General features: G+C 66.0%; 17 protein-coding genes and 1 pseudogene. 4 read left to right on the forward strand and 14 right to left on the reverse strand.

What is annotated here, in order from left to right; genetic code table 11:
• Positions 1-130 precede the first annotated feature (130 nt).
• Positions 131-439 (reverse strand): hypothetical protein, encoded by a 309-nt coding sequence (locus ACVIYL_RS10655; RefSeq protein WP_456778483.1) that lies wholly within the window; start codon positions 437-439, stop codon positions 131-133.
• A gap of 154 nt (positions 440-593) precedes the next feature.
• Between ACVIYL_RS10655 and ACVIYL_RS10660 the strand changes: the two genes are divergently transcribed.
• From ACVIYL_RS10660 to ACVIYL_RS10670, 3 genes are all read left to right on the forward strand, one after another.
• A complete protein-coding gene (locus tag ACVIYL_RS10660) occupies positions 594-1,226 on the forward strand; it encodes a response regulator transcription factor (RefSeq protein ID WP_018269422.1) in 633 nt (210 codons plus the stop codon).
• Positions 1,227-1,401: 175 nt separating this feature from the next.
• Positions 1,402-3,141 (forward strand): L-arabinonate dehydratase, encoded by a 1,740-nt coding sequence (gene araD / locus ACVIYL_RS10665; RefSeq protein ID WP_456778484.1) that lies wholly within the window; start codon positions 1,402-1,404, stop codon positions 3,139-3,141.
• 104 nt (positions 3,142-3,245) lie between these two features.
• Complete coding sequence (locus ACVIYL_RS10670) at positions 3,246-3,965, forward strand: ribonuclease activity regulator RraA (protein WP_456778485.1); 720 nt, start codon at positions 3,246-3,248, stop codon at positions 3,963-3,965.
• Between the two features lie 418 nt (positions 3,966-4,383).
• Here ACVIYL_RS10670 and ACVIYL_RS10675 read toward each other — a convergent pair.
• From ACVIYL_RS10675 to ACVIYL_RS10715, 9 genes and pseudogenes are all read right to left on the reverse strand, one after another.
• Positions 4,384-6,493 (reverse strand): annotated as a pseudogene (locus tag ACVIYL_RS10675) (S9 family peptidase).
• 191 nt (positions 6,494-6,684) lie between these two features.
• Complete coding sequence (locus ACVIYL_RS10680) at positions 6,685-8,403, reverse strand: ABC transporter permease (protein ID WP_456778486.1); 1,719 nt, start codon at positions 8,401-8,403, stop codon at positions 6,685-6,687.
• 215 nt (positions 8,404-8,618) lie between these two features.
• Complete coding sequence (locus tag ACVIYL_RS10685; RefSeq protein ID WP_456778487.1) at positions 8,619-9,683, reverse strand: extracellular solute-binding protein; 1,065 nt, start codon at positions 9,681-9,683, stop codon at positions 8,619-8,621.
• A gap of 22 nt (positions 9,684-9,705) precedes the next feature.
• On the reverse strand, positions 9,706-10,758 hold the full coding sequence (locus ACVIYL_RS10690) for an ABC transporter ATP-binding protein (protein WP_310882791.1): 1,053 nt from the start codon (positions 10,756-10,758) through the stop codon (positions 9,706-9,708).
• A 284-nt stretch (positions 10,759-11,042) separates the two neighbouring features.
• Entirely contained in the window at positions 11,043-11,351 is a 309-nt protein-coding gene (locus ACVIYL_RS10695) for a GIY-YIG nuclease family protein (RefSeq protein WP_456778488.1), read from the reverse strand.
• Between the two features lie 262 nt (positions 11,352-11,613).
• The gene (locus ACVIYL_RS10700; protein ID WP_456778489.1) at positions 11,614-12,798 is read right to left on the reverse strand and encodes a pyridoxal-phosphate-dependent aminotransferase family protein; all 1,185 of its coding nucleotides are present in this window, start codon (positions 12,796-12,798) and stop codon (positions 11,614-11,616) included.
• 131 nt (positions 12,799-12,929) lie between these two features.
• Entirely contained in the window at positions 12,930-13,763 is an 834-nt protein-coding gene (locus ACVIYL_RS10705; protein WP_456778490.1) for an LssY C-terminal domain-containing protein, read from the reverse strand.
• Positions 13,764-13,921: 158 nt separating this feature from the next.
• Positions 13,922-14,647 (reverse strand): thermonuclease family protein, encoded by a 726-nt coding sequence (locus ACVIYL_RS10710; protein ID WP_456778491.1) that lies wholly within the window; start codon positions 14,645-14,647, stop codon positions 13,922-13,924.
• A gap of 249 nt (positions 14,648-14,896) precedes the next feature.
• Positions 14,897-16,627, reverse strand: a complete 1,731-nt coding sequence (locus ACVIYL_RS10715) for a hypothetical protein (protein ID WP_456781806.1) — start codon at positions 16,625-16,627, stop codon at positions 14,897-14,899.
• Positions 16,628-16,999: 372 nt separating this feature from the next.
• On the opposite strand from ACVIYL_RS10715, the gene ACVIYL_RS10720 reads away from it, so the two are divergent.
• Positions 17,000-17,851: a caspase family protein gene (locus tag ACVIYL_RS10720; protein WP_253638342.1), complete on the forward strand. Its 852-nt coding sequence runs from the start codon at positions 17,000-17,002 to the stop codon at positions 17,849-17,851.
• A 208-nt stretch (positions 17,852-18,059) separates the two neighbouring features.
• Here ACVIYL_RS10720 and ACVIYL_RS10725 read toward each other — a convergent pair whose 3' ends face one another.
• From ACVIYL_RS10725 to ACVIYL_RS10740, 4 genes are all read right to left on the reverse strand, one after another.
• Positions 18,060-18,938, reverse strand: a complete 879-nt coding sequence (locus tag ACVIYL_RS10725; protein WP_456778492.1) for an efflux RND transporter periplasmic adaptor subunit — start codon at positions 18,936-18,938, stop codon at positions 18,060-18,062.
• Positions 18,939-18,945: 7 nt separating this feature from the next.
• The gene (locus tag ACVIYL_RS10730; protein ID WP_456778493.1) at positions 18,946-19,941 is read right to left on the reverse strand and encodes an alpha/beta fold hydrolase; all 996 of its coding nucleotides are present in this window, start codon (positions 19,939-19,941) and stop codon (positions 18,946-18,948) included.
• A 470-nt stretch (positions 19,942-20,411) separates the two neighbouring features.
• Positions 20,412-22,850: an adenylate/guanylate cyclase domain-containing protein gene (locus ACVIYL_RS10735; RefSeq protein WP_456778494.1), complete on the reverse strand. Its 2,439-nt coding sequence runs from the start codon at positions 22,848-22,850 to the stop codon at positions 20,412-20,414.
• Between the two features lie 130 nt (positions 22,851-22,980).
• Complete coding sequence (locus tag ACVIYL_RS10740) at positions 22,981-24,999, reverse strand: AsmA family protein (protein ID WP_456778495.1); 2,019 nt, start codon at positions 24,997-24,999, stop codon at positions 22,981-22,983.
• Between the last annotated feature and the right edge of the window lie 177 nt (positions 25,000-25,176).

Here is a 25,176-nt window from a genome sequence, read left to right on the forward strand (position 1 = left end):
GAGGGACTGATCCGACCGGGCGGGCAAGGCCCGCGGCCAATCCGGACGATGCGTGGAACAGATCGTCGCCTGATGGGTTGGGCGTCGTCGGGACGATCGAGGTGATTGGGCCGAACCTGTCGGTGGCGGGTCAGTTCAGCAGACGCGCTGTTGCCCCGGAATCGCGCAGGCGGTCGAGCGCCGCGCCGAGGCCGGCATCGCATGCCTTCAGGGCGGTGGATGCTGTGAGATAGTGCGGGGTAACGTCGTCGAGAACGACGGTGTCGACGTCGGCCTGCCGCTCGGCCAGCACGGCCTCGCGCGCGATCGCCGCTTCGATCAGCCGCAGGCTCGCCTGGACATGGCCAATCAGCGCGACCAGGTCCGTCACGATCAGACCGTAGGGATCATGGCCCTCGTCCAAGCGCGCTGCAACGCGGTCCGACGCTGCATTTTCCATGCATGTTTCTCCACTGCCCCCCACTTTTAGGGAACGCGGTGCTACTTGTGCGTTAAGCGGACGTCCCGTACAAATACGGGTCCATTGATCGAGATGGTCGAGTTAGTTCTTGTGCGGTCAGGGCAGCACGCTTCACCACTGATGGACGATGCATATGGTTGAAAATGGCGCTCCGCGCGGGGAAATCTTTGTAGTCGACGACGATCCTGCCGTTCGCGAGACGCTTTCAGTGGTCCTGTCGACCGCTGGTTACAAGGTGATCTGCTTTGCGGACGGCGCGGCGTTGCTCGCGGTGGCGCGCAGCAGGACGCCAGCCTGCATCCTGCTCGACGTGCATATCCCCGGCAAATCCGGCCTCGATATCCTGAGAGAGCTGCATGGCGAAGATTATCCGGCGCCGATCTTCATGATCTCCGGTCAGGGTGACATCGCGATGGCGGTCAGTGCCATCAAGAACGGCGCGCTCGACTTCATCGAGAAGCCGTTCCGCGGCAACGAGATCGTGAGCCGTCTGAACGAGGCGATCGACGCCTACACCAGGCGCCAGGCCGAGACCTCCGCGTCGCGGATCGCCGCGCTGCACTTCCCGGGTCGCGAGCCGCTGACCCGCCGCGAGCGCGAGGTGCTCGAGCAGTTCACCGCGGGCGCCTCCAACAAGGAAGCCGGGCGCCATCTCGGGATCAGTCCGCGCACGATCGAGGACCACCGCGCCAACATCATGAAGAAGCTCGGCGCGCGCAACGCCGCCGATCTGGTCCGCATCGTGATGACGGCGCAGCAAAAATAACCTAGGGCCGGTTTACGTTCCGATTGCCACATTGCGGAGCGTGTGCGGCGCACGTTCAGCGAACGGCACGTCTGCGCCGGGGGCGGGACGACATGTCTGAAAATCGAGTGTATGCCTGACGCAGGGCAAGCGCGCCGGGACCGCGCGCGTGCGAGCAATGTCGAGACCCATGGCGATGACGAAGAAGAACAAGACCCCGGATCAATTGCGCAGCGCGCGCTGGTTTGCGCCCGATGATTTGCGCGCCTTCGGCCACAGATCGCGGGCGATGCAGATGGGTTACGCGCCGGAGGAGTGGCGCGACCGGCCGGTGATCGCGATCATCAACACCTGGTCGGATGCGCAGCCCTGCCATATGCATTTCAAGAGCCGGGTCGACGACGTCAAGCGCGGCGTGCTGATGGCCGGCGGCTTTCCGCTCGAGCTGCCGGCGCTGTCGCTGTCGGAATCGCTGTTGAAGCCGACCACGATGCTCTACCGCAACATGCTGGCGATGGATGCCGAGGAACTGCTGCGCGGTCACCCGGTCGACGGCGTGGTGCTGATGGGCGGCTGCGACAAGACCACGCCCGGCCTGCTGCTCGGGGCCACCAGCATGAACCTGCCGGCGATCTACCTGCCCGCGGGACCGATGCTGCGCGGCAACTGGAAGGGCCGCACGCTGGGCTCCGGCTCCGACGCCTGGAAATACTGGGACGAGCGCCGCGCCGGCAAGATCTCCGACAAGGATTGGGTCGACATGGAGGCCGGCATCGCCCGCAGCTATGGCACCTGCATGACCATGGGCACGGCCTCGACGATGACCGCGATCGCCGAAGCCATCGGCATGACGCTGCCGGGCGCCTCGTCGATCCCCGCGGCCGACGCCAACCACATCCGCATGAGCTCGGAGGCCGGCCGCCGCATCGTCGAGATGGTGTGGGAGGATCTCACGCCGCAGAAGATCCAGACCCGCAAGGCCTTCGAGAACGCGATCACGGTCGCGATGGCGATGGGCTGCTCAACCAACGCCATTATTCACCTCATCGCGCAGGCGCGCCGCGCCGGCCAGGACATTTCGCTGGACGATTTCGAGATCGCGAGCCGCAAGGTGCCTGTGATCGCCAATGTGCGGCCGAGCGGCGACCTCTATCTGATGGAGGATTTCTTCTATGCCGGCGGGCTGCCCGGCCTGATGAACCGGATCAGGCAGCATCTGCATCTCGACTGCATCACCGTCACGGGCCAGACTCTCGGCGAGAACATCGCAGGTGCCGAGGTGCACAATGACGACGTGATCCGCACTGTCGACAACCCGATCTACAAGGAGGGCGCGCTCGCGGTGTTGAAGGGCAATCTCGCGCCCGATGGCTGCGTCATCAAGCCAAGCGCCTGCGATCCGCGTTTCCTCAAGCACACCGGGCCTGCGCTGGTGTTCGACGACTATCCGTCGATGAAGAAGGCGGTCGACGATCCCGATCTCGACGTCACGGCCGATCACGTGCTGATCCTGCGCAATGCCGGCCCGCAGGGCGGGCCGGGCATGCCGGAATGGGGCATGCTGCCGATCCCGACCAAGCTGGTGAAGCGGGGCGTGCGCGACATGGTGCGGCTGTCGGACGCGCGGATGAGCGGCACCAGCTACGGCGCCTGCATCCTGCACGTGTCGCCGGAATCCTATATCGGCGGCCCGCTGGCGCTGGTGCGGAACGGCGACCGCATCACGCTCGACGTCGCCGCGCGCACCATCAATCTCGATGTGCCGGAGGCGGAGCTGGCCAGGCGCCGCGCCGAATGGAAACAGCCCGAGCAGCGCTTCGAGCGCGGCTATGGCTGGATGTTCTCGAAGCACATCAAGCAGGCCAATGAGGGCTGCGACTTCGATTTCCTCGAGACCGGCTTTGGCAAGCCGGTTGGCGAGCCGTCGATTTATTGATCACTGTCGTTCCGGGGCGATGCGCAGCATCGAACCCGGAACCTCGAGATTCCGGGTTCGGTCGCTGTAGCGCCCGCCCCGGAATGACAATCGGAAAAATCATCATGTCAAAACTCAGCGACACCACCCGCAACAAGCTGAAATCCGTCTCCACCGCGACGGTCGCGACTGCGCTGTTCAAGCGCGGTTTCCGCATCCAGATGATCCAGGATGTTCATCCCCTGGGCCCGGATCAGCCGACCATGGTCGGCGAGGCGTTCACGCTGCGCTACATGCCGGCGCGCGAGGACCTCAACAAGATCGAGGTGTTCCGCGATCGCGCGCATCCGCAGCGCAAGGCGATCGAGGAGTGCCCCGTGGGCGCGGTGCTGGTGATGGACAGCCGCAAGGATGCGCGCGCCGCGTCGGCCGGCGCGATCCTGGTGACGCGGCTGATGAAGCGTGGCTGCGCCGGCGTTGTCACCGACGGCGGCTTCCGGGATTCGGCCGAGATCGCGCGGCTCGGCTTCCCGGCCTTTCATCATCGCCCGAGCGCGCCAACCAACCTCACGCTGCACCAGGCAATCGAGATCAACGTGCCGATCGGCTGCGGCGATGCGCCGGTGTTTCCCGGCGACGTCATCCTCGGCGACAGCGACGGCGTCATCGTGATCCCGGCGCATCTCGCCGACGAGATCGCCAATGAGACCTTCGAGATGACCGCGTTCGAGGATTTCGTCACCGAGCAGATCCAGAGCGGCCGCGGCATCTTCGGGCTCTATCCTGCGACCGACGAACAGACGCTGAAGGATTTCGCGACGTGGCGGAAGGCGAAGGGGCGGTAGCTCGTCGTCTCACAGTACGCTGTCGTCCTTGATAAGCGATCGCCATACATCCCGCCGTCGTCCCTGCGAAAGCAGGGACCCATACCCACAGGGAGGAGTTTGGCGAAGACTGGCAGTTGCGTTGTGTGCCGTGGTACTGTGACTTCCTTGCTCGATAGATCACGCGGTATGGGTCCCGGCCTTCGCCGGGACGACGATGGGGAGGGAGTGCGGCGATTAACTGCGATCCGTAGCCCGGATGGAGCGAAGCTCAATCCGGGGTTCTTGCTTACCTCGCCCCGCTTGCGGGGAGAGGTCGGATTGCATCGCCAGATGCGAGCCGGGTGAGGGGGAGTCTCCGCAAATTCATTTTCACCGAGTTTGCGGAGGCGGCCCCTCACCCCCACCCTCTCCCCGCAAGGGCGGGGCGAGGGAGAAGTTACACCTCAGCCTTCTCAGCCATCCCGACCGCCCACAGCGCGAACGCGTAGACGATCGCGACCTCGTCGAGGCGGTTGAAGCGGCCGGAGGCGCCGCCGTGGCCGGCGCCCATGTTGGTACGCAGCAGCACCGGGCCGCCGCCGCGCATGGTGGCGCGCAGCCGCGCGATCCATTTCGCCGGCTCCCAATAGGTGACGCGCGGATCGGTGAGCCCGCCCATCGCCAGGATCGCCGGATAGTCCTTGGCCGCGACATTGTCGTAGGGCGAATAGGACAGGATGGTGCGGAAATCCTTCTCGCTCTCGATCGGATTGCCCCATTCCGGCCATTCCGGCGGCGTCAGCGGCAGCGTGTCGTCGAGCATGGTGTTGAGCACGTCGACGAACGGCACCTCGGCGACGATGCTGGCGAACAGCTCGCCGGCGCGGTTGGCGACCGCGCCCATCAGCATGCCGCCCGCCGAGCCGCCATGGCCGACGATGCGCTTTTCATCGGTATATTTCGCCTCGATCAGCGCGCGCCCGGCGGCGGCGAAATCGTCGAACGTGTTGGTCTTTTTCTCGCGCTTGCCGTCGAGATACCAGCCCCAGCCCTTGTCGGCGCCGCCGCGGATGTGCGCGATCGCATAGACGAAGCCGCGGTCGACCAGCGAGAGCCGGTTGGCGGCAAACGACGCCGGCATCGCCATGCCGTAGGAGCCGTAGCCATACAGCAAGAGCGGCGCCTTGCCGTCGCGAACGAAATCCTTGCGATGCAGGATCGAGACCGGCACCTGCGCGCCGTCATGCGAGGTCGCCATGATGCGGGTGGTGACGTAGTCGGCCGGGTTGTGGCCGGACGGAATCTCCTGGCGCTTGCGTAAGCTCCGCGTCCGTGTCGCCATGTCGTAGTCATAGACTTCCGACGGCGTCGTCATCGACGAATAGGCAAAACGCAAGTTGGTGGTGTCGAACTCGTAGCCGCCCATGGTGTCGAGCGAATAGGCCGCCTCGTCGAAGGCGATCGCGTGCTCCTCGCCGCTGTTGAGGTCGCGGATGATGATCGCCGGCAGCGCATTGGCGCGCTCCAGCCGCACCATGTGGCCGGCGTAGAGCTCGATATCGAGCACATAGACGCCTTCGCGATACGGGATCAGGTCGCGCCAGTTGCTGCGTTCGGGCGCGGCGAGCGGCGCGGTGACGACCTTGAAGTCGATGGCATCGTCGGCATTGGTCAGGATGAACAGCTCGCCGCCGCGGTCGGCGATCGAATATTGCACGCCTTCCTCGCGTGCCGCGACCAGCCGCGGCGGCGCGTCGGGATTGGAAAGATCGATCAGCCGTTGTTCCGAGGTCTCATGGTCGCCGCCCGCGATCACGCAGAAGCGGCCGCTCGCGCTCTCGTGCAGGTGGGTGAACCAGCCGGGATCCTGCTCCTCATAGATCAGGGTGTCGTCGGCCTGTTTGGTGCCGAGCTTGTGCCGCCACACCTGCATCGGCCGGTGATTGTCGTCGAGCTTGACGTAGAAGAAGCTCCTGGAATCCGCGGCCCAGACCACGCCGCCGTCGGTCTCCTCGACGAGGTCGTCGAGATCGCCGCCGGTGGCCCAGTCGCGCACCCGGATCGAGAAATATTCGGAGCCCTTGGTGTCGGCACTCCAGGCGTGCAGGCGGTGATCGTTGGAATGCCGGCTGCCGCCGAACTTGAAATATTTGTGGTCCTTCGCCAGCGCGTCGCCGTCGAGCACGACATGGGCGTCGCCGCCGTCGCGCAGCGTGCGGCAGTACAGCTCGTGCTGGCCGCCCTCGCGGAACTTGCGGAAATAGGCGAACGGGCCGTCCGGCGACGGCACGCTGGAATCATCCTCCTTGATCCGCCCGCGCATCTCCTTGACCAGCCGCTTCTGCAACGCGTCGGTATGGCCGAGCAGGCTCTCGGTGTAGCCGTTCTCGGCCTCAAGATAGGTCCGGATATCGGGATCGAGGATCGAGGGATCGCGCAGCACCTCCTGCCATTTCGGGATCCTTGATCCACGCATAGTCGTCGGTCACCGTGATGCCGTGGGTGGTGAAGGAATGCGGCCGGCGCGGCGCGACCGGGGGCGATGTTGTGGTGGCGGATTTGGTCACACGATCCTCATGGTGCGGGGTTCCGCTCTATATCGGGATGAATGTGGCGATTGCCAGATGGGCGGGTGATTGGACGTCCCCACTATCCCCGTCATTGCGAGGAGCGAAGCGGCGACGCAATCCATGGCTCCGCGTATGCGGACCAATGGATTGCTTCGCTTCGCTCGCAATGACCGTGGGGACAGAGCGAACTACCCGTTCCGCAGCCTGGCCCCCGCATTGCCGCCGGACATCGGGATCCGGTTCACCGCCAGCACCACGGCGAAGGTGATCACCAGCATCGCGATGCCGAGCACCGCGATCGCGGCAAGGTCGCCGCCTTCGTTGAGATCGTAGATCAGGACCGAGAGCACCTTGGTCTGCGACGTGAACAGCACGATCGCCGCCGACAGTTCCCGCATCACGCCGATGAAGATGAAGCACCAGGTCGCGATCACGCCGGTGCGCAGCAAGGGCGCGGTGATCTGGCGCAGCGCCTGCAGCCGGGTCGCGCCGAGGATGCGGCTCGCCTCCTCGAGCTCGGGATGGATGGTCGCGAACGCCGCCTGCAATTGCTGATAGGCCGAGGGCAAATTGATGGTGAGGAACGCCAGCAGCAGGATCCACAGCGTGCCGTAAAGCACGAAGGGTGGCCGCGTGTAGCTCAGGAACAGGCCGACGCCGAGCACGATGCCGGGGACCGCGACCGGCGCGGTGGCGAGGAAGCCGAGCACGCGGTGGCCCGCGATCACCTTGCGCGTCGTGACATAGGCGATGACGAGCGCGAGGATGGTGCCGATCGTCGCGGTCGCGGTGCCGAGGATCACGGTGTTCTTGAGCGCGAGCTGGGTCGACGACAGCTCGGTGAACACGAAGACGATGTTGTGCAGCGTCGCTGTCGACGGCGTCACCAGCGTGGTCGCGTTCGGCGAGAACGCGGCGTTGAGCAGCGCGAGGTACGGCAGGAATACCGGGTTGAGCAGCACCAGGAGGCAGAAGCCGAGCGCCGCCCAGCGCCAGCCGCGCAATTCCACCCGGCGCGGCGCGCCATATTTGCCGCCGATCACCGAATAGCCGCGGCGGCCGAGCAGTGCCTTCTGGCCTTGCAGCAGCAGGATGGTCAGCACCAGCAGCGGCACCGCGGCGGCGGCCGCGAGCTCGAGCTTCGGCGGGTACTGGAACAGGCTCCAGATCTTGGTGGTCATGGTGTGGAAGCCGGCCGGCAGCGCCAGGATCGCGGGCGAGCCGAACAGCGTCATCGCCTGCAGGAACGCGATCAGCGCGCCCGCGACCAGCGCGGGCAGCGCGAGCGGGATCGTCACCCGCCGCGCGGTGGTCCAGGCATTGCCGCCGAGGATCGCGGAGGCATCTTCCAGCTCGCCCGGCATGGTGTCGAGCGCATTGGCCACCAGCACGAACACGAATGGGAACGTGTAGCAGGAGATCACGAAGATGATCCCGGTCATCGAATAGATGTTGAACAGCGCGTCGGCATCTTCGCCCGCGAACAGCCGGTAGAGCTGGTTCAACAGCCCGGAATTCGGCGCAGCCAGCAGTTCCCAGGCGACCGCGCCGAGAAACGGCGGCGTCACGAACGAGGCCGTCACCAGCGCGCGGATGGTCTGCCGTCCCGGCATGTCGGTGCGCGACACCAGCCAGCTGATCGGCGCCGCGACGATGCAGCAGATCAGCGCCGACGTGGTCGCGATGATCGCGGTCGTCAGCAGCGGATCGAGGAAATCCGGATTGCTGAACAGCGTGACGAAGTTTTGCAGCGTCGGATGCCGGCTCTTGTCGGTGAAGGCGAACACCGCAAGCCACGACAGCGGCAGCAGGATCAGCAGGATGAGCACGGCTGCGAACAGCCACAGCACCGGCCGCGTCCAGTCGATGCGGGGTTTGGAGGCGGGGGAGGTGGTTGTTGTTGTCATGTTGACCCGCGGTGAACTGTCTCAGCTCCCTCGCCCCGCTCTTGCGGGGTCGAGACGAGCGAAGCTCGCTCTTGGAGGGGTGGGGTGAGGGGCCGCTTCCGCGGATACAGGATGCGCGGAGAGTCCCCCTCACCCGCCGCGCATCTTGTGATGCGCGTCGGCCTCTCCCCGCAAGCGGGGCGAGGCAAAAAAGCGTGCGCCGCGACCTTCATCGCTCACACTCGAAACAGCCGCGCATAGCGCGTCTTGATCTCTTCGGTCATCGCTTCCACTCCGACCGGGTCCTCTTTCATCAGCTTGATGTCGGAAAGCTTGCGCCGGCCGGCCTTCGGCTGCACCTGGGCGTGCAGCGAATATTGGCCGGTGAAGTCGACGAAGAATTGCTGGGTCGCGCGGGTGTGCAGCCAAGCTTGGAACAGCTTTGCGGCGTTCGGATGTGGCGCATCGGCGAAGATGCCTGTGGGACCCGAGATCGTCGGCGTGCCTTCGGTCGGATAGACCGGCTCGACCGGTTGCCCAGCTTCCTTCAGGAGCACGATGCCATATTCATTGCCGTCGGCCATCACGGCGCGCTCGCCGAGCGAGAGCTTCTTCGGCGGATCGGTCGAGGACTGCACCTGCATCACGCGCTGCTTCGCAAGCTTCTCCAGATACGGCCAGCCGAGCTCGCGCACGATCTGGAACGTGGTGGTCATGATGGTGCCGCTATAGGCCGGATGGCCCTTCACTATCTTGCCCATCCACTTGGGATCGAGCAGGTCGGCAAAGCTCTTCGGCGCGTCCTCCGCCTTCACCAGATTGGTGTTGTAGGCGATCGACGACAGCCACAGCCGCGTGGTCACGGCCATGCCGTCGGGGTCGCGATAGTTGTCGGGAAAATGCTTCGCGACGTCCTCGGGCACGAACGGCATCAGCCAGCCGCTCTTCTTCCAGGGGATGAAATGCGAGGCATCGGCGCTGTTGACGACGTCGGCGGCGTGGATATTGGAATCGAACTCCTGCGCCACGCGCTGGAACAGCCGCTCCGAGCCTGAGCGCTCGATCTGCACGGTGATGCCGGGATAGGCGGCCTCGAACGCCTTGCCGAGCTTTTCGCCGACCGGCAGGTCCATCGACGAATAGAACACGAGCTTGCCTTCCTTGGTCGCGGCGGCGACGAGATCGGGCGTGATTGCGACCGGCTCGGGCGCGGCAGCGCGTGCCGGTGACGCGAACACCGTGCCGACCGCAAGCGCCGCAGAGCCTCTCAGGACATCGCGTCTGGAAATCGGCTTCCGCATCGGCTCGCTCCGTTTCTTGTTATTATCGGCTCAGCGCCCGGCAGCGCGCGGGCGGCAAGGTCAGCCAGACCTCGCTGCCCTTCTCGACTGCGGTTTCGGTCGGCGTGGTCACCCGCAGCGCCGTGCCGTCAGCGGTCTCCACCATGTAGTCGCGGTTCATGCCGAGATAGACCTGCCGGGTCACGATGGCCTTGAGCGTGTTCTGCGCCGCCGCGGGCGGTTGCGTCGCGAGCTGGATCTCGTGCTGGCGGATCGCGACCGGCGCACTCTGGCCGGCCGTCAGCGTGGTGCCGACCACCTGGAGCGTTGCGCCGGCGAACTCCACGTGGTTCGCATCGCGCGCGGTGCCCTTGATCACATTGGCGGCGCCGATGAAGCGCGCGACGAATTCGGATTCCGGCCGCGCATAGATGTCCTCAGGCGCGCCGAGCTGGTCGATCTTGCCGGCATTCATCACCGCGATCAGGTCGGCTGTCGTCATCGCCTCGGACTGGTCGTGGGTGACGTAGACGGTGGTGTAGCGATATTCGTCGTGCAGGCGGCGGATCTCGAATCGCATCTCCTCGCGCAGATTGGCGTCGAGATTCGACAGCGGCTCGTCGAGCAGCAGCGTCTCGGGGCCGACGATCAGCGCGCGCGCCAGCGCGACGCGTTGCTGCTGGCCGCCGGAGAGCTCGCCCGGATAGCGCTGCGCCAGTGGTTCCAGCTTGGTGGTGGCCAGGATCGCGGCGAGCTTCTTGGCGATTGTGTCGCGATCCATTTTGCGCAAGCGCAGGCCGTAGACGATGTTCTCCGCCACCGTCATATGCGGCCACAGCGCGTAGCTCTGGAAGATCATCGACATGTTGCGCTGCTCGGGCGGTAGCGTGCGCGCCTTCGATGACACCACGCGCTCGCCGACGCGGATCTCGCCGTCGGATGGTTCGAGGAACCCGGCGATCAGCCGCAGCGTGGTGGTCTTGCCGCAGCCGGACGGCCCGAGCAGGCAGACCAACTGGCCATGATCGATCGTGAGCGAAACATCATCAACCGCGACAAACGATCCAAACCGCTTGACCAGGCCGCGCAATTCCACCGATGCCAAGCGGTCCCTCCATTTTGTTGTGTCGCAGGGATCCGTGCCCGGCTGTTGCCGGCAGTAAAGCGGAAAATGATGACGACGGAAAGTGCTCGTGCCCCGTCAAAAAGTCGTGGCACCTTTTCGTTGCGTCATTCCCCGACCACTCTTCCGTCATTCTGAGGAGCGCGCTCTTGCGCGCGTCTCGAAGGATGCACGGCCCGGATCTCTCGGCGTGCTCCGATTCTCTCGCGGCGGGGGCGTGGCCGCCGATCCTTCGAGACGGCCGCTCCGCGGCCTCCTCAGGATGACGGGGAACGGGTCGTTCTGCGTCGATGAGCCAGTCGGCTGATCGTGGCCCAATCCAGCCGAATCAATGCTTCCTTCTTCGCCCGACTCCAGCCCTTGATCTGCCGCTTGGCCGCGGTGCCATCGGTGATGCGCTCGAAATACTCCGACCAGACGAGGACGACCGGTCGGCGATTATGAGTGTAGCCTGGGAAAGCACCCGTATCGTGTTGTTCGATGCGCGGCGCGAGATCGTCGCCCGTGGCACTGCCGACGTAGAAGGACTCGTCGGTGCAGCGAAGCATGTAGACGTAGATGCCCATGCGATAATCCATGCAGACCGCGCGAGGGCATCATGGTGCAATCATCGCCACGGTCAATAGGATGAGCGTCTATCTCTGATCCCGCGGACGCCTATCCCGTCATCCTGAGGTGCGAGCGGAGCGAGCCTCGAAGGATGCACGGCCCGGCCACTTCCGCGCACTCCGATTCGCTCGCGGCGGGAGCGTGGCCGTCGATCCTTCGAGACGCCCGCCTTTGGCGGGCTCCTCAGGATGACGGGTTAAAGCCTCAGACCGGCTCAAGCTACGCCTTCACGCTCTCGCCGAGCCACTGGATGGCGGCGTCGGCGCCGGCCTTGCCGTGCGGGATGTTCAGCGCTGTCAGCGCCACCTCGACGACGCCGAGGGTGCCGAGGATCATCGGGGCGTTGACGTGGCCCATATGCGCGATACGGAAGGCCTGGCCCTGCAAATCGCCGATGCCGGTGCCGAGCACCACGCCGCATTTCTCCTTGGCGTAGCGCTGGATCGCGGCGGGGTCGGCGCCCTTCACGGTCACCGTCGTCACGGTGTTGGAACGCTCGGCGGGCTCAGTGATGTTGAAGCCGAGCACCTGTCCTTCGCCCCAGACCGCGACCGCGCGGCGCACGGCTTCGCCGAGCAGGCGATGCCGCAGATGCGCATTCTCCAGGCCTTCGGCGTGCAGCATGTTGATCGCCTCGCGTAGCGCGAACAGCAGATGCACCGGCGCGGTGCCGGCATATTTGCGGTAGTGCTCGCTGCCCTCGCGCTCGGTCCAATCCCAATAGGGCGTGCGCAGATCGGCTTTCTTGTGGGCGTCCCAAGCGCGGTCATTGGCGGCGACGAAGCCGAGGCCGGGCGGCGTCATCAGGCCCTTCTGCGAGCCCGACATCGCGACGTCGACATACCATTTGTCCATCTCGAACGGCATGCAGCCGAGCGAAGCCACGGTGTCGACCATGAACAATGCAGGATGGCCGGCGGCCTTGATTGCCCTGCCGATCGCCTCGATGTCGTTATAGGCGCCGGACGCGGTGTCGACCTGCACCACGAGGATCGCCTTGATCGTGTGCTCCTTGTCGCGCCGCAGCCGCTCCTCGACCTCGGCCGGGCGGATCGCGCGGCGCCAGTCGCCCTTCAGCACCTCGACCTCGGCGCCCATCGCGGCCGCAGCCTGGCCCCAGCCGATCGCGAAGCGCCCGCTCTCGAGCACCAGCACCTTGTCGCCGCGCGACAGCACGTTGGAGAGCGTCGCCTCCCACGCGCCGTGGCCGTTGGAGATGTAGATGTAGGACTTGCCCTGGGTGGCGAACAGCCTCGAGAGGTCGCGCAGCAGGCTGTCAGTCAGTTCGACCATCTCGTTGGAGTAGATGTCGAGCGCCGGGCGGTGCATTGCCTGCAGCACCTGATCGGGCATCGTGGTGGGCCCGGGGATGGCCAGAAATTCCCGGCCCGCGCGAACGGTCATCGTCCTGTTCCTTTTGGATAAAGCGCGCAAATCATGCGTGTGAGGGGTCAAGCGCGAAGACTATTCCATCGCGGCTACGATTGCGAGCAGGACGAAGCAATCCAGCGTTTCCAAAACCGCGGGACACGATGCTATTTGCCGATCGATTCGACGACCGCGCGCCAGACCTGGTCCTTGAATTCGGTCGCGGCGGGGCTCGGGAGCTGCTCGACGGTGCCGTGGTTCTTGCGGCAGGCCTCGACCAGCCGCAGCACCCAGATTTCGCCGTCGGTGTAATAGGGATCGCCGCCGCCGTTGCGGCCGTTGAAGGTCGGGCCGATGCCGGTGACCTGATATTTCGCGGTGACCATACCGGCGGACTCGAGGTCAGTGGCGAGCAGCGCGCGTTCGGCGTCGAGGTCGGCCGCGATGTGATGCGTCACCGCGCCGGTGTAGTGGCTGACGCCGACGCTGCGGTCGAGCGTCGCGGCGCCCAGCCACACCGGGCGCTTCTCCTCGCCCTGATCGAGCACCTTCCAGAACCGCACATGGTTGCGGCGGTCCGCGCTCGATCCGACCGGGCGCTCAAAGGCGAGATCCTCGCGGCGGTCGAGATAGAACAGGTTGCTCACCGGCGCATCCTTGTAGGGACGATCGAGCAGCACGCTGCCCACGATCTCGATCGAGGATTTCAGCGTCACCGGATCGGCCGGAAACCAGCCGGCCTCGTGCATCGCGCAGACCACGTCCCTCTTGTCGCCGATCAGCCCGACATTCATCGGATCGCCGGGAATGCCCTGCGCGGTGCGCGTCACCATCGGCAGATTGGCGAGGCCCTTCTGATGTTCGTAGTGTGTCCACAGCGCCGGCAGCAGCAGATAGGCCGCGATCAGGTAGATCGCCAGGACGAGCAGCAATGCCATCTGCGCTTGCCTGAGGCGGCTGCGCCGGCGCACGGAAGGCGGATCGATCTCGACATCGGTCATGCCGTGGTCCTTCACCTCTCCCGCTTGCGGGGGTCGAGACGAGCGAAGCTCGCTCTTAGGTCGGATTGCATCGAAGATGCAATCCGGGTGGGGGCTTTCTCCTCATAAAGAGCGTCGCAAGCGGTGCCGATGAGGCTACAACTCAATCGCACTTCCGACTAGCGCCGCGTCTCGCGGCAGCCGGCGGCTTCGGCTTCCTCGACCGAGCAGAACCAGCGCGTGCCCTTGCTGATCTTCATTTCGATCTTGGCGTACCAGCGGCTGGTCCGCTGGTGAAAGATGCATTCGCCGGAGCGGTTGACGTTGCCCTTGATGGTGCAGTCGGGCGAGGGCGCCACCGGGCCGGAGGCCGAGGCGAGCAGGATCGCGTTGGCGCCATCCGGCGGCTTCATCGCGCCGAGCACGGTGGTCTTCTTGTTGCGCACCCGCCAGTCCCAGGGCGCGATGAAGGCGCCCTGCCACATCCCGGCTTTTGCCTCACGCGCGGCCTTCTCGTCGGCTTCGTAGTCATGCGAGGCGCGGGTATAGGCCAGCGCCCAGCCGCTCGCGACCAGCCATTTCTGGATGTCCTCGCCGTCGACCTCGCAGCGCGCGATGGTGCGGCCGCGACGATCGACCGAGCGGGCGTGGCAGGTCCAGGTCTTGTTGCCGGCATGCTTGATCAGCTCGTCGCGCGCCGCGACACCGCAGGTCCAGCGCTCGCCCTTGGTGTTGAGGCAGAGCTGGTCGGTCGACGGCGCGTCGATGCCTGCGAGCCGGATGCGGACGCTGCCGATCATGAGCTGGTCGCCGTCGCGGATCTTCGGCACGCCGGTGATGTCGGCGGCGACAGCCAGCGTCGGCAGCGAGAGCAGCAGGCCCGCGGTGAGCAGCGTCTTGAACATCGGCGTTCCCGGCCAGGTTCTTATCGTTCAGATGGCTTTTAGCGTGCAGAGGTCAGTGCCCAACGATTGTGCGGGCAATTGGGCAACCGTGCCAGTGCTGTTGCGTTTCTGCCAGTTTCAACTTCGCGTCATCCGGCTATCAATGCGCCGTTCGTCTTCCGAAGTCCCGTAGCCCGGATGAAGCGAAGCGCAATCCGGGAAGGTGCGTCTGCGTCGGCAGTCCCCGGATTTCGCTGCGCTCCATCCGGGCTACAACACCGCGGCCATTCGTCGCTTCGCCAGCGCCAGCGCCATCAGCACGAACGCCGACGTCACCTCCGGCCCGCCGACCAGGATGCGGGTCGGCGTCTTCATCTTATTCCACTCATAGGCCCGGTAGGGCCCCTTGCGGCCGCCCTCGCCGAGGCCCTGCACGATGCAGTGCAGCGCCGGCGTGAAGGTCGAGACCTCGGCGCCGAGATGCGCCAGCGCCATCAGCGCCAGCGCGGCGTCGAACGGGTTCATCTCGTGGGCGATCAGCTCGTGCGTGACATAGCCGAGCACGCGGGCGCGGATCAGCGCGAACACGTTGCCGGGATCGATGATGCGCTGCGCCGCCAGCGGCAGCGCGACGAAGGCGGCATAGCAGCGGCCGAAATAGGCCGAATAGAGCTCGGGCAGATAATAAATGTGCGAGCGCGGATTTTTGAACGCGCCGCTTTCGACCAGATTCTTCTGGAAGGCGATGATGCGATGCACGGTCTCCAGCCGCTGCGGCGTCTCGATGATCTGCCAGCGGGCGAGGTTGCGGAACGAGACCTCGAGGATGTCGAGGTTCAGCGTCGGATCGAGGTCGTTGCCATAGGGCCGCTCGCCGGCGAGATTGTCGATCCAGGTGACGACGCCGCCCTCGTAATCGATGTTGTCGTTGAGCGGCACGGTGACGCGCGGCTCGTTGGCGCCCGATCGCACCTGGTAGCCGCGGTAGAAGTCGAGCAGCGGCTGCTGCAGGATCGGATCGTCGGAGCCGGCCTGGGTCGCGGCCGAGAACGAGCACGCCGTGGTGTCGCAGTCCGGCACATAGATGCCGAAGCCGAGATCCTGCTTGATCTGGGCGAAGAAGCGCGAGAAGCGCGGATGCGGGCCCGGCGCCAGCGCGGTGATGACCTTCACCGTCGAGCCGTCATGCGACGGCACCTCCTCGGCGCTGGTCTTGAGGCAGAAATCCACCATGTCGGCGATCGCGCGCCGCGCGGTAACAGCTTCGTCCGGCGAGGCGAGCCCGGTCTCGACGAAGCCGAGCAGCGCCTCGGTGAAGAAGGCGTCGTAATAGGCCGAGCGGTGGCGGATCTGCACCGGCTCCCACATCGGCTCGGCGATGCCGCGCCAGGCCGGGTTGATCAGCGCGCGCGCCGGCGAATGCGCGATGAAGATCCGCGCCAGATTGAACAGCAGGGTCGAGTTCTTGTAGCCGCGCGCGTTCAGCCCGGTCAGCGCCATCAGCAACTCGCGTCCGCCGACGTCAGGGTCGCCGATCAGGTTGAAGGCGGCATAGGTCGGGATGAAGCCGTTCCTGCCGAACGAGCGCAACAGATGCGCGCCGGTCAGGCGGATCACGCGGTCGATCTCGGCGATCTCTGGCGGGCGGCTAGGTGCGGTCGCGGCGGGCGGTGCCGGATGGCGCACGCCGATACCGTCCATCAATGCTGCGACGGGTGTGCCGATCGCGGCCCAGTCCGGCGCCGCGACGTCGCGCGCCGCGGTGAGCGCCGCGCGCAGGCCGGCAAGGCGGTCGGGATCGTTGAGCGCGGGCAGGCCGGTGCGGCGGAGCAGCGCGCGCAGCGGCGGATTGCCGAGCGCCGTCCGGTAGAATTTTCCGAGATGGGCATCGCCGCCGCGATAGGCCTGCAGCACGGGGTCGCAGACCTCGTACAGCGACGGGCCGTCCTTTTGGGCGGTCAGCGACCGGCACACTGCGCCTGCGATCTCGTGAAGGCCCAAGAAGCTCAAACAATCCCCTTTCCCGAGGAACCGGTTAACGCCGCCGCCCGACGGAGTTTCCTGTCGCTCTGCCCCAAACTCGCAAGCCCTTGGAAAGCTACATGAATCGCCACAAAACACAAATGTGACTGAGGTCACGTAACGGGATCTTAACGGCGTCAATGGCCTCTGCCGGGCGGCAGCATGCGGCAATTCGGGTTGCCCCGAGCGGCCGTCCGGGTTAAAGGAGCGTTTGTTGCGGCGCCGCAAATTGAGTTCAATTCAACGGCACACACACCTCAACCCCATTAAACCTGAACGTCTTTGACGCGACTAACTGGCGCGATCTTCGCTTGAGCGCCATCGGGATAAGAATTGGGACTTAGGAACGCTATGGACCTTAGGCAGCTTCGCATTTCCCGCCGCACCATCGCCGTCTGCGTGGCGGTGGCCGGCACGGTGTCGCTGGCGATTGGCGCCCATGCCGCGCTCAACAAGCGCACCCTCGATGTCGCCAAGGGTGGCGACAAGGTCGCCCCCACCGAGCTGACCGGCAGCATTCCGGCAGGCACGTCCCGCCTCGCGCTGATCATCGGCAACGGCCATTATCCGGACGCCGCGGCGCCGCTGGCCCAGCCGATCAACGATGCCCGCACCCTGTCGTCGGCGCTGCGCCGCGAGGGCTTTGACGTCGACGTGGTCGAGGATGCGACCAAGGACGACATGTTCCGCGCGGTCGAGCGCATGAAGGCCAAGATCCGCCCCGACACCGTCGTGATGCTGTTCTTCGGCGGCTACGGCGTGCAGGTCGGCCGCGAGAGCTACATGATCCCGGTCGATGCCACGATCTGGAAGGAAGCCGACGTCAAGCGCACCGGCGTCAGCGTCGAGTCCGTGCTCGATGCGATGAAGGAGCGCGGCGCCAAGGCCAAGCTCGTCGTGCTCGACGCCTCGCGCCGCAATCCCTATGAGCGCCGCTTCCGGGCGTTCTCGCACGGTCTCGCCCCGATCAGCCCGCCGGAGAACACCATCGTGCTGAGCTCGGCGACGCCGGGCAAGGTCGCCGACGACAGCAAGGCGCCGAACAGCGTGCTGGTCTCCGAGCTGCTCAACAACCTCAACGCCCAGGCCGGCGCCGAAAGCGCCTTCAACAAGACCCGCGTCGCGATCTCGCGCGCGAGCGAAGGCGAGCAGGTGCCGAGCGTGTCGTCCTCGCTGCTGGAAGACATCAAGCTCGGCGGCTGAGCTTCCTTTGCTCTATCCACACGTCGTCCCGGCGAAAGCCGGGACCCATAACCACAGGGCCGCATTGTTGAAGCGCGCTGTGGCGACAGCTCTTCAGACAATTCACATTGGTGGTTATGGGTCCCGGGTCGCGCGGAGCCTGTCATCGGGCGGCGCTTTGCGCCGACCCGTTGGCTTGCCCGGGACGACGCTGTAGATGGAGCGCCGCCTACTTCGCATCCGCGCTGGCGCTCACCGGCCGCACCGGATCGCCCTCGCGCAGCAGCGCGCCGGCGCGGGCGACGACGATGTCGCCTTCCTGGATGCCGTCGCGGATCTCGACCTGGCCGGCCGACATCAATCCGGTCTCGACCCGCCGCGTCTCGACGCGGCCGCCGCGCACCACCTGCACCACGGTGCCGGCGGTGGAATAGAGGATCGCGGTCAGCGGCACCGCGACGCCGCAGCTCTGTCCGGTCTTGATCTGGGCGCGGCCGGACGAATTCACCAGCAGCCGCTTGTTCGCGCCGATGCCGATGAACACCTGGCCGAGCTGGCTGTTCGGCTCGACCGTCGGCGCGATCCGCCGCACCTTGCCGTCGAGATCGCCGGCGCCGAGGACCTTGAGCTGCGCCGTCTGCTCGGTCTTCAGCTTGGCGATGTCGCGGGTCGGCACCATGCCGACCAGGTCATACTCACTCTTGGCGATGATCGAGAACAGCGCGTCCTTGCCCGAGGCCGGGCTGCCTATGATCGCCGACGACGCCGAGATCGTGCCCGCCACGGGCGACGTGACGTTGACCGAGTTGGCGCCGTCGGTCAGCTTCGCCAGCACTTGCCCTGCGGTGACGGTGTCGCCGGGATCGACCATCACCTCCGCCACCTTCAAGCCAAAACGCTCGGGCCGGATCTGCTGCTCGTCGCGCGGCAGCACGATGCCCGAAACCTCGACGATATTGCCGAAGCAGAATTTCGAGGCCTTCAGCACCGTCACCGCCGCGCCCTTCGGCACGGCGTCGGCTTCGCCCGCCGCACGCGCGGGAGAGGCCGCGAGCAGAAGCAGCGCGGAGGCGGCAAGGGCTGAGGCGCGCGTGCGAGGCAAAATCATCGGCAAACTATTCCCAAAAAGAGGGCCTCCTGAATACCAGATGCCGCCTGGCCGAGCCAGCCGGCTGCGCTGCCTCGGCCGGTCCCGCATTCGCCGCCAGCTCCAGCTTCGCCAGCTCCAAATTCCTCAGCTCCTGGGCGCGCCAGATGTGCCGCAGGATCTCCGGGTTGACCCGATCGGCATGCGTCACCGGCGGCATGTGGCCGGCACCCGGCAGATGCCGCAGCTCGGCGCCGTCGATCAGCGCGGCGAGTTTTGCGACAATGCGCTGCGTCACATAGGGCGACAGCCCGCCCGACATCAGCAGCGCCGGCACCTTCAAGCCACGCGCGGCTTCCGCCACGGCGTCAAGGTCGAGCGCGGCGCTGAAATCGTAAGGCAGCTTGTCGGCCTGCTCGATCATCCGCAGCCGCCCGCTCGGCGAGAATTGCTCGCGCGGCCCGGAGCCGGCCCAGAACGCGGTGAACGCCTCGACCGCCTCCATCACGGCGCCGTCGACAATATCCTTCGAGACGATCTGCGCGATCCGCGCGAAGCGATCGTACAGCCGCGCATCGGCGGGCGTGTCTCGCACAGCATGATCCGGAAAAGTGTGAAGCGGTTTTCCGACAAGATCATGCTCAAAGAGAACGCTCTTGCGTGATGATCCATCACGCAGGAGCGTGGGTAACACCGGCTCGATCAGCGTCAGGCTGCGAATGTGCTGCGCATAAGGCGAGGCGGTCGCCAGCCGAAACGCGATCGCCCCGCCATAGGAATGCCCGATCAGATGGATCGGCCCGTCGGCCCTGGCGAGCCAGGGCTCGAGCCGCGCGATCTCGCCGTCCAGCGTCCGCGGCCAGTCGCGCCCGCAGGCCGCAACGCCATAGCCGGAAATATCCGGCGCCATGAACCGGTCGCCGCCGAGCGCGGCCGCAAGCTTCGTCCATTGCCGTCCCGACCCCAGCGAGCAATGCAGCGCCACCACCGACGCCGCCGCGTGCGTCCCATCCAAACCCGTCATCAAACCCGTCCTGCTTGTTCTTGTTATCGCCGGACGCGCGTTCGCACGCGCCCGTCATGACGCGAGCGAAGTGGGGGATGGGTTATTCCTGGGTGGGGTGGGAGGAGTCGGAATCGTGATTGGGGAGGGGCGGGATTCACTGGATGTTGATGTTGAGCTCGTGGCAGTCGGCGCCCGGCGCTTCCCTGCGCCCTCTCCTGTGTGAGGGTGGATCGATCGCATGACTCGGGCGCGGTGGCGCTGCGAGGATGCGGGCGTGTGCTTCTCCCCTCGGGTCTATCCCTTGGCTATTTGATTGTTGAATCAGGAACGGGGCCACATATTCAATGTCGTCCCGGCGAAGGCCGGGACCCAATACCCCGAATGATGGTTGTGGTGCGAAGCTGGGGCCACAGAGTCGCGCACCAATTTCACCCTGTGGTTATGGGTCCCGGCCTTCGCCGGGACGACGTGGGGAGGGAGTGGGGCGCTTACTCCGCCGCCGCTTCCGCTGATGGCTCGCCCTTCCAGCTGAGAATCTCCGCGGCCAGGATCGGATGGTTGAATCCCTTCAGCACGAGGTCGTCGATGGCGCGGCCTTCGACGAAGGGCTCGACCATGCCGTAGACGCGGCGGCTCACCACGATCTGGCCGGCCTTGGCCTCGCCGCACAGGCGGGAGGCGAGGTTGGTGACGCTGCCGATCGCGGCATATTCCAGCCGCTGCTCGAAGCCGACCTGGCCGAGCGTGGCATAGCCGAGCGCAATGCCGATGCCGAAGCCGAGACTGTGCCCGCGGTTGCGCCACTTCTCGGTCAGCGGGCCGACCGTGTCGCGCATCTCCACGGCCATCTTCACGGCGCGCGCGGTGTGGTCGGCGAGCTGGATCGGCGCGTTGAACAGGATCATCACGCCGTCGCCGGCATATTTGTCGAGCGTGCCCTCATATTTGAAGATCAGCTTGCCGAGCGCGGCGTGATATTCGCGCAGCACGTTCATCGCCTCCTCCGGCTCGGTCGCCTCGGTGAAGGCGGTGAAGCCGCGCAAATCGCAGAACACCACGGTGACCTCGCGGCGGTGGCTGTCGAGCAGGCCCTCGGGATTGTCGGACGAGGCGATCAGCTGCGCCACCTGCGGCGCCAGGAAGCGCTCGAGCCGGCGGACCCGCTCGAGCTCGCCGAACTGGGTCTCGACCCGCTGCTCCAGCGACTTGTTCCAGTCCTTGAGCGCTTCGGTCTGCTCGCGCAACTTGTCGGCCTGCTCGCGCACGGTGGCGTTGGCCTCTTCCAGCGCGTGGCTCTTCTGGTCCACCTCGGTGAACAGCCGCGCATTGCGCATCGCCAGCACCGCCTGGTGCGCAAAGGTCTTCATCAGGCCGATCAGGCTCGCCGGGAAGTCGCCGGCCGCCTTACGCAGCACCACCAGCGCGCCGAGCACGCCCTGCTGATCGACCAGCGGCACCACGAGCACCGAGTGGAAGCCGGCGCCGACCACGACATCGCGCAGCGGATGATTTGGCTGGTCGGTGAGATCCGGGAACGCCAGCGGCTCGCCCTTCGCGGCGGCTTCGCCGAGCGGGCTGCTGTTCGCCGCATCGATCGCGCGATGATGGCCTTCGATCGCAGCGTCGATGCCGATCGATTGCGTCAGGTTGAAGCTGCGCTGTGCGGCGTCATAGCCATAGATTAGCACGGCGTCGGCATGGGTGATCTCGAGCGCGCGGGCGCCGACCGTCGGCAGCACGGCATTGAGGTCGAGCGAGGACGCCACCGCGCGGCCGACCTCCTCCAGCACCTTCAGCTCGTTGATCGATTGCGCGAGGTCGCGGGTCCGCTCCTTCACCTTGGCCTCGAGGTCGGAATACGTCTCGGCAAGCTGGGTGGCCATGCTGTTGAACTGGCCGGCGAGCTCCTCCAGCTCATCGGATGTCTTTACCTCGATGCGATGGCCGAAATCGCCGGCCCCTAACCGCCGCGCGCCGGTGCGCAGCGCGGTGATCGGCTCCAGCATGCGCCGCGCCAGGATCGTGCCGGCGATGATCGCGACCACGAGGCCGAGCGCGATCAACAGCGCAATGCGCACCAGCTGGTCGCGGATCGGCGACAGCGCCTGCGCGGTCGGCTGCTCATAAAACACGTGCCAGCCGAGGTTCGGCGCGGCCGTTGCTGTCGTCAGCACCGCGTTGCCGTCGACGTCCTTGCCGGAGGCGATCGGCCTGCCGCCGGGCGACAGCACCGCAGCGACCTGCGGCAGCGCGGCGAGGTCCTTGCCGACCTCCGGACCCTTCGACGAGCTCGCCAGCACGCGGCCCCTGCCGTCGACCACATAGGCATGAGCGAGGCGGCCGACCTGGGAGTCGCCGAAATAGTCATTGAGGAAGCGCAGGTCGATCTCGGCCATGGTGACGCCGGCATTGAAGCCGGAATGCTGCTCGCCGATCGACATGAAGGGCCGCCCGTCGCGAAAATACGCCGGCGCGTAGGCGGTGCCGCGGGCGATGGTCTCGGTGAATCTGATATCGCGGGAGAAGTCGGCGTTGGAATTCACGGTGGTGGTCTGGCGCGACAGCCGCAGCATTTCGCGGCCCTGGCCGCTGATCAGGGTGAGCTGGCTCACCGCCGGTACCTGGCCGAGCAATTGCGCGTAGTCGGCGCGGCGCAGCTCGATCGTGTTGGAGGAGGCGCGGGTCACCCAGGAGATCTGACGCTCGAGATCGGAGATCGCCTGCTCGATGCGCTTGGCGGTGGCGTCCGCCTTCTCGCTCATCGCGTCCGTCAGCGTGCCCTTGATGCCGCGGTAGCTGATCCAGGTCTCGAGCGCGCCGTTGACCGCGAGCACGAATACGACGAGGCCGACCAGCGCGAGGACATATTTGGCGAACAGGCCGCCGCGCAGGAACCAGTTCTTGCCCTTGTCCGTAGCCGCGTTCATCCAGCCTCGTCCGGCCCCCAATCGGGGTGCGCCGCATGATCCGCCGCTATTTAGCACGGATCGGCGGGGCGGGGCGGCCGCTCGGGCCGCATGGTTATCCCTTCATATCGGCGGGGGATATCCGGGAATATCAGCGATTGAACAGCTGACGCAGCACGTCCTTCATCGCCGGACTGTCGTGCTGCTCGGTGGTCTCGCCGGGCGGAGGGGGCGGTGGCGGCGGGGCCTGGTCGGGGGCTGGCGGCGCGGGCTGGCTCAGGTCGCGGCTCGGGCGCGATGCGTTGCTCTGGTTGAGGGTGGAAAGGCCTTGCTGCAGCAAATTGCCGATGGTGTCGCCAAGCTGCCCGCCGAGCGGGTTGCTCTGGCCGGCGCCGCCGCCCTGCACGCCGTTGAGCAGATTGGTCAGCCCGTTGAGGCCCTCACTCAGCCCCTGGCCGTTCGCCCCGAACAGGCCCTTGCCCATCTCCTTGAGCTTGGCATAGGCCGCCTGCGGATTGTCGAGCATGCCCGGCATCTCCGGATAGATCCGCGGCGATACCCAGGGTCCCTCGAGCATCACGGGGATGCCGAGGCCGACCGGATTGCCGGCCCGGCCCTGGCCTTCGGTGGTCATCACGAGCTGCGGCTCGACGCGGAACCCGATCTGGCGGGTGTTGAGGTCGATGGTGCCGACCCCGGTCATCTTCACCAGCGGGCCGATCAGATTGAGGTCGGTGGTGACGGCCTGGCCCTTGTCGACCTTGAACGAGGCCGAGAGCTGGCTGAGATCGGTCGACAATTCCTGGCTCTCCTGCCAGCCTGACAAGGTGCTGGTGGTGAGGCTCCGGATCATCTGCGCCACGTTGAGGCCGAGGATCTTGCCGTCTTGGAATACGACGAAGGCGGTGCCGGCGAGATTGCCGACGACCGCGCGCTCGCTGCCGCCTTGCGAGGTCAGCGCGATCTTGGCCTGCATCCTGCCGTCGAGCTTGTCGAACTCGGCGAGGTTCTTCAGCACCGGCAGCGCGCGCACGCCGGCGAGGTCGAGCCGCAGCGCGTAGGTTGGATTCGGAGCTCGTGCGTCAATGGTGACGTCGCCATCGGCGGTGCCCTCATAGGCGCCGAGATCGGCGAACCGGCTCTTCAGCACGCCGCTGTCGATGGACGCATCGATTGCCGCCTGCGTGAAGCGGCCGTCGCCGATCACGAGCTCCGCCGCCGAGATGCGCGCCTGCGCGTCGACATAGTTGAGCCCGGCAAGATCGACCGACGCGTTGCTCCAGGTATTGGTGCCGAGCGGCTGCGTGGTGCCGGACTGGCCCGGCGGCATCGCGATCGCAATGCGCTGGAAGTCGAGATCGAGCTTCACCAGCGGCTTGTTGCTGGCGAAATCGACCGAGGCCCAGCCGGTGAAGCCGCCATCGCCGAGCGTGCCGGAGACGCCGTTGAACATCACCACCGTGCCGTTCAGCCGCGCTTCCGCATTCGCCTTGATCGCCGCGGGCAACAAGCCGGGCGCATCGATGCTGAATTCGGCCGGCACGCTCTGACGCTCCAGCGCTGCTTGCGGCGCGGTCGCGCGGATCTCGAATTTCAGCGGCTTGTCGCCGGCGTGTGCGTCACCCGTGACGACGATCTTGCGGTCGTCGCCGATGGTCGCGTCCGCATTGAGCGTCTCGATCCGGCTCTCGATCCGGTCGCGTACATTGGCGAAGACGACGGTGCCGCCGCTGACGCTGACATGCCGGATCGTGATGCCGCTGCTATCGGACGCGGAAGATTTCGCCGGCGGATTGTGGTCGCGGGTGCGCTCGCGCTGCAGCGGCAGGTTGATCACCGGCTTGACGATCGCGAGCTCGGTGATGTCGGGCCGGCCCGACCACAGGCTCGACAGCGTCATCTCGGCCTCGACGCTGCTTGCCGCGAACCGGTTGTTGACGTCGCGTCCGCGCGGGTCCTGCAGCACGACGTCGCTCAGCGTCAGATTGACCTTCGGCCAAAGGCCGATCTTGGCGCCGCCCTTGATGGTGAGCTTGTAGCCGGTCTCGCGCTCGACCCGATCGGTGATGGTCGATGTGAGGAACGAGGACGGGATCCCGACCACGGCCACCAATGCGGTGATCACGATCACGGCAGCGATGGCGGCCCCGGCGAATTTCAGTGCTCTCATGTCGTTGTTCCAGGCCGGGCAAGCGGGGTTCCGTTGCAGAAAGTCACGGCCGATCACACGAGTTTATCCCGCAAGCAGGATCTGGCTCCAATGACCGGAAAAATAATCCGTTACCGCATGAACTTATGTGACCTCTCCCACACTCTTATGAGGGTGATTTTTGCTAACCGGGCGTCA

This window comes from Bradyrhizobium sp. USDA 3315 (assembly GCF_054056795.1).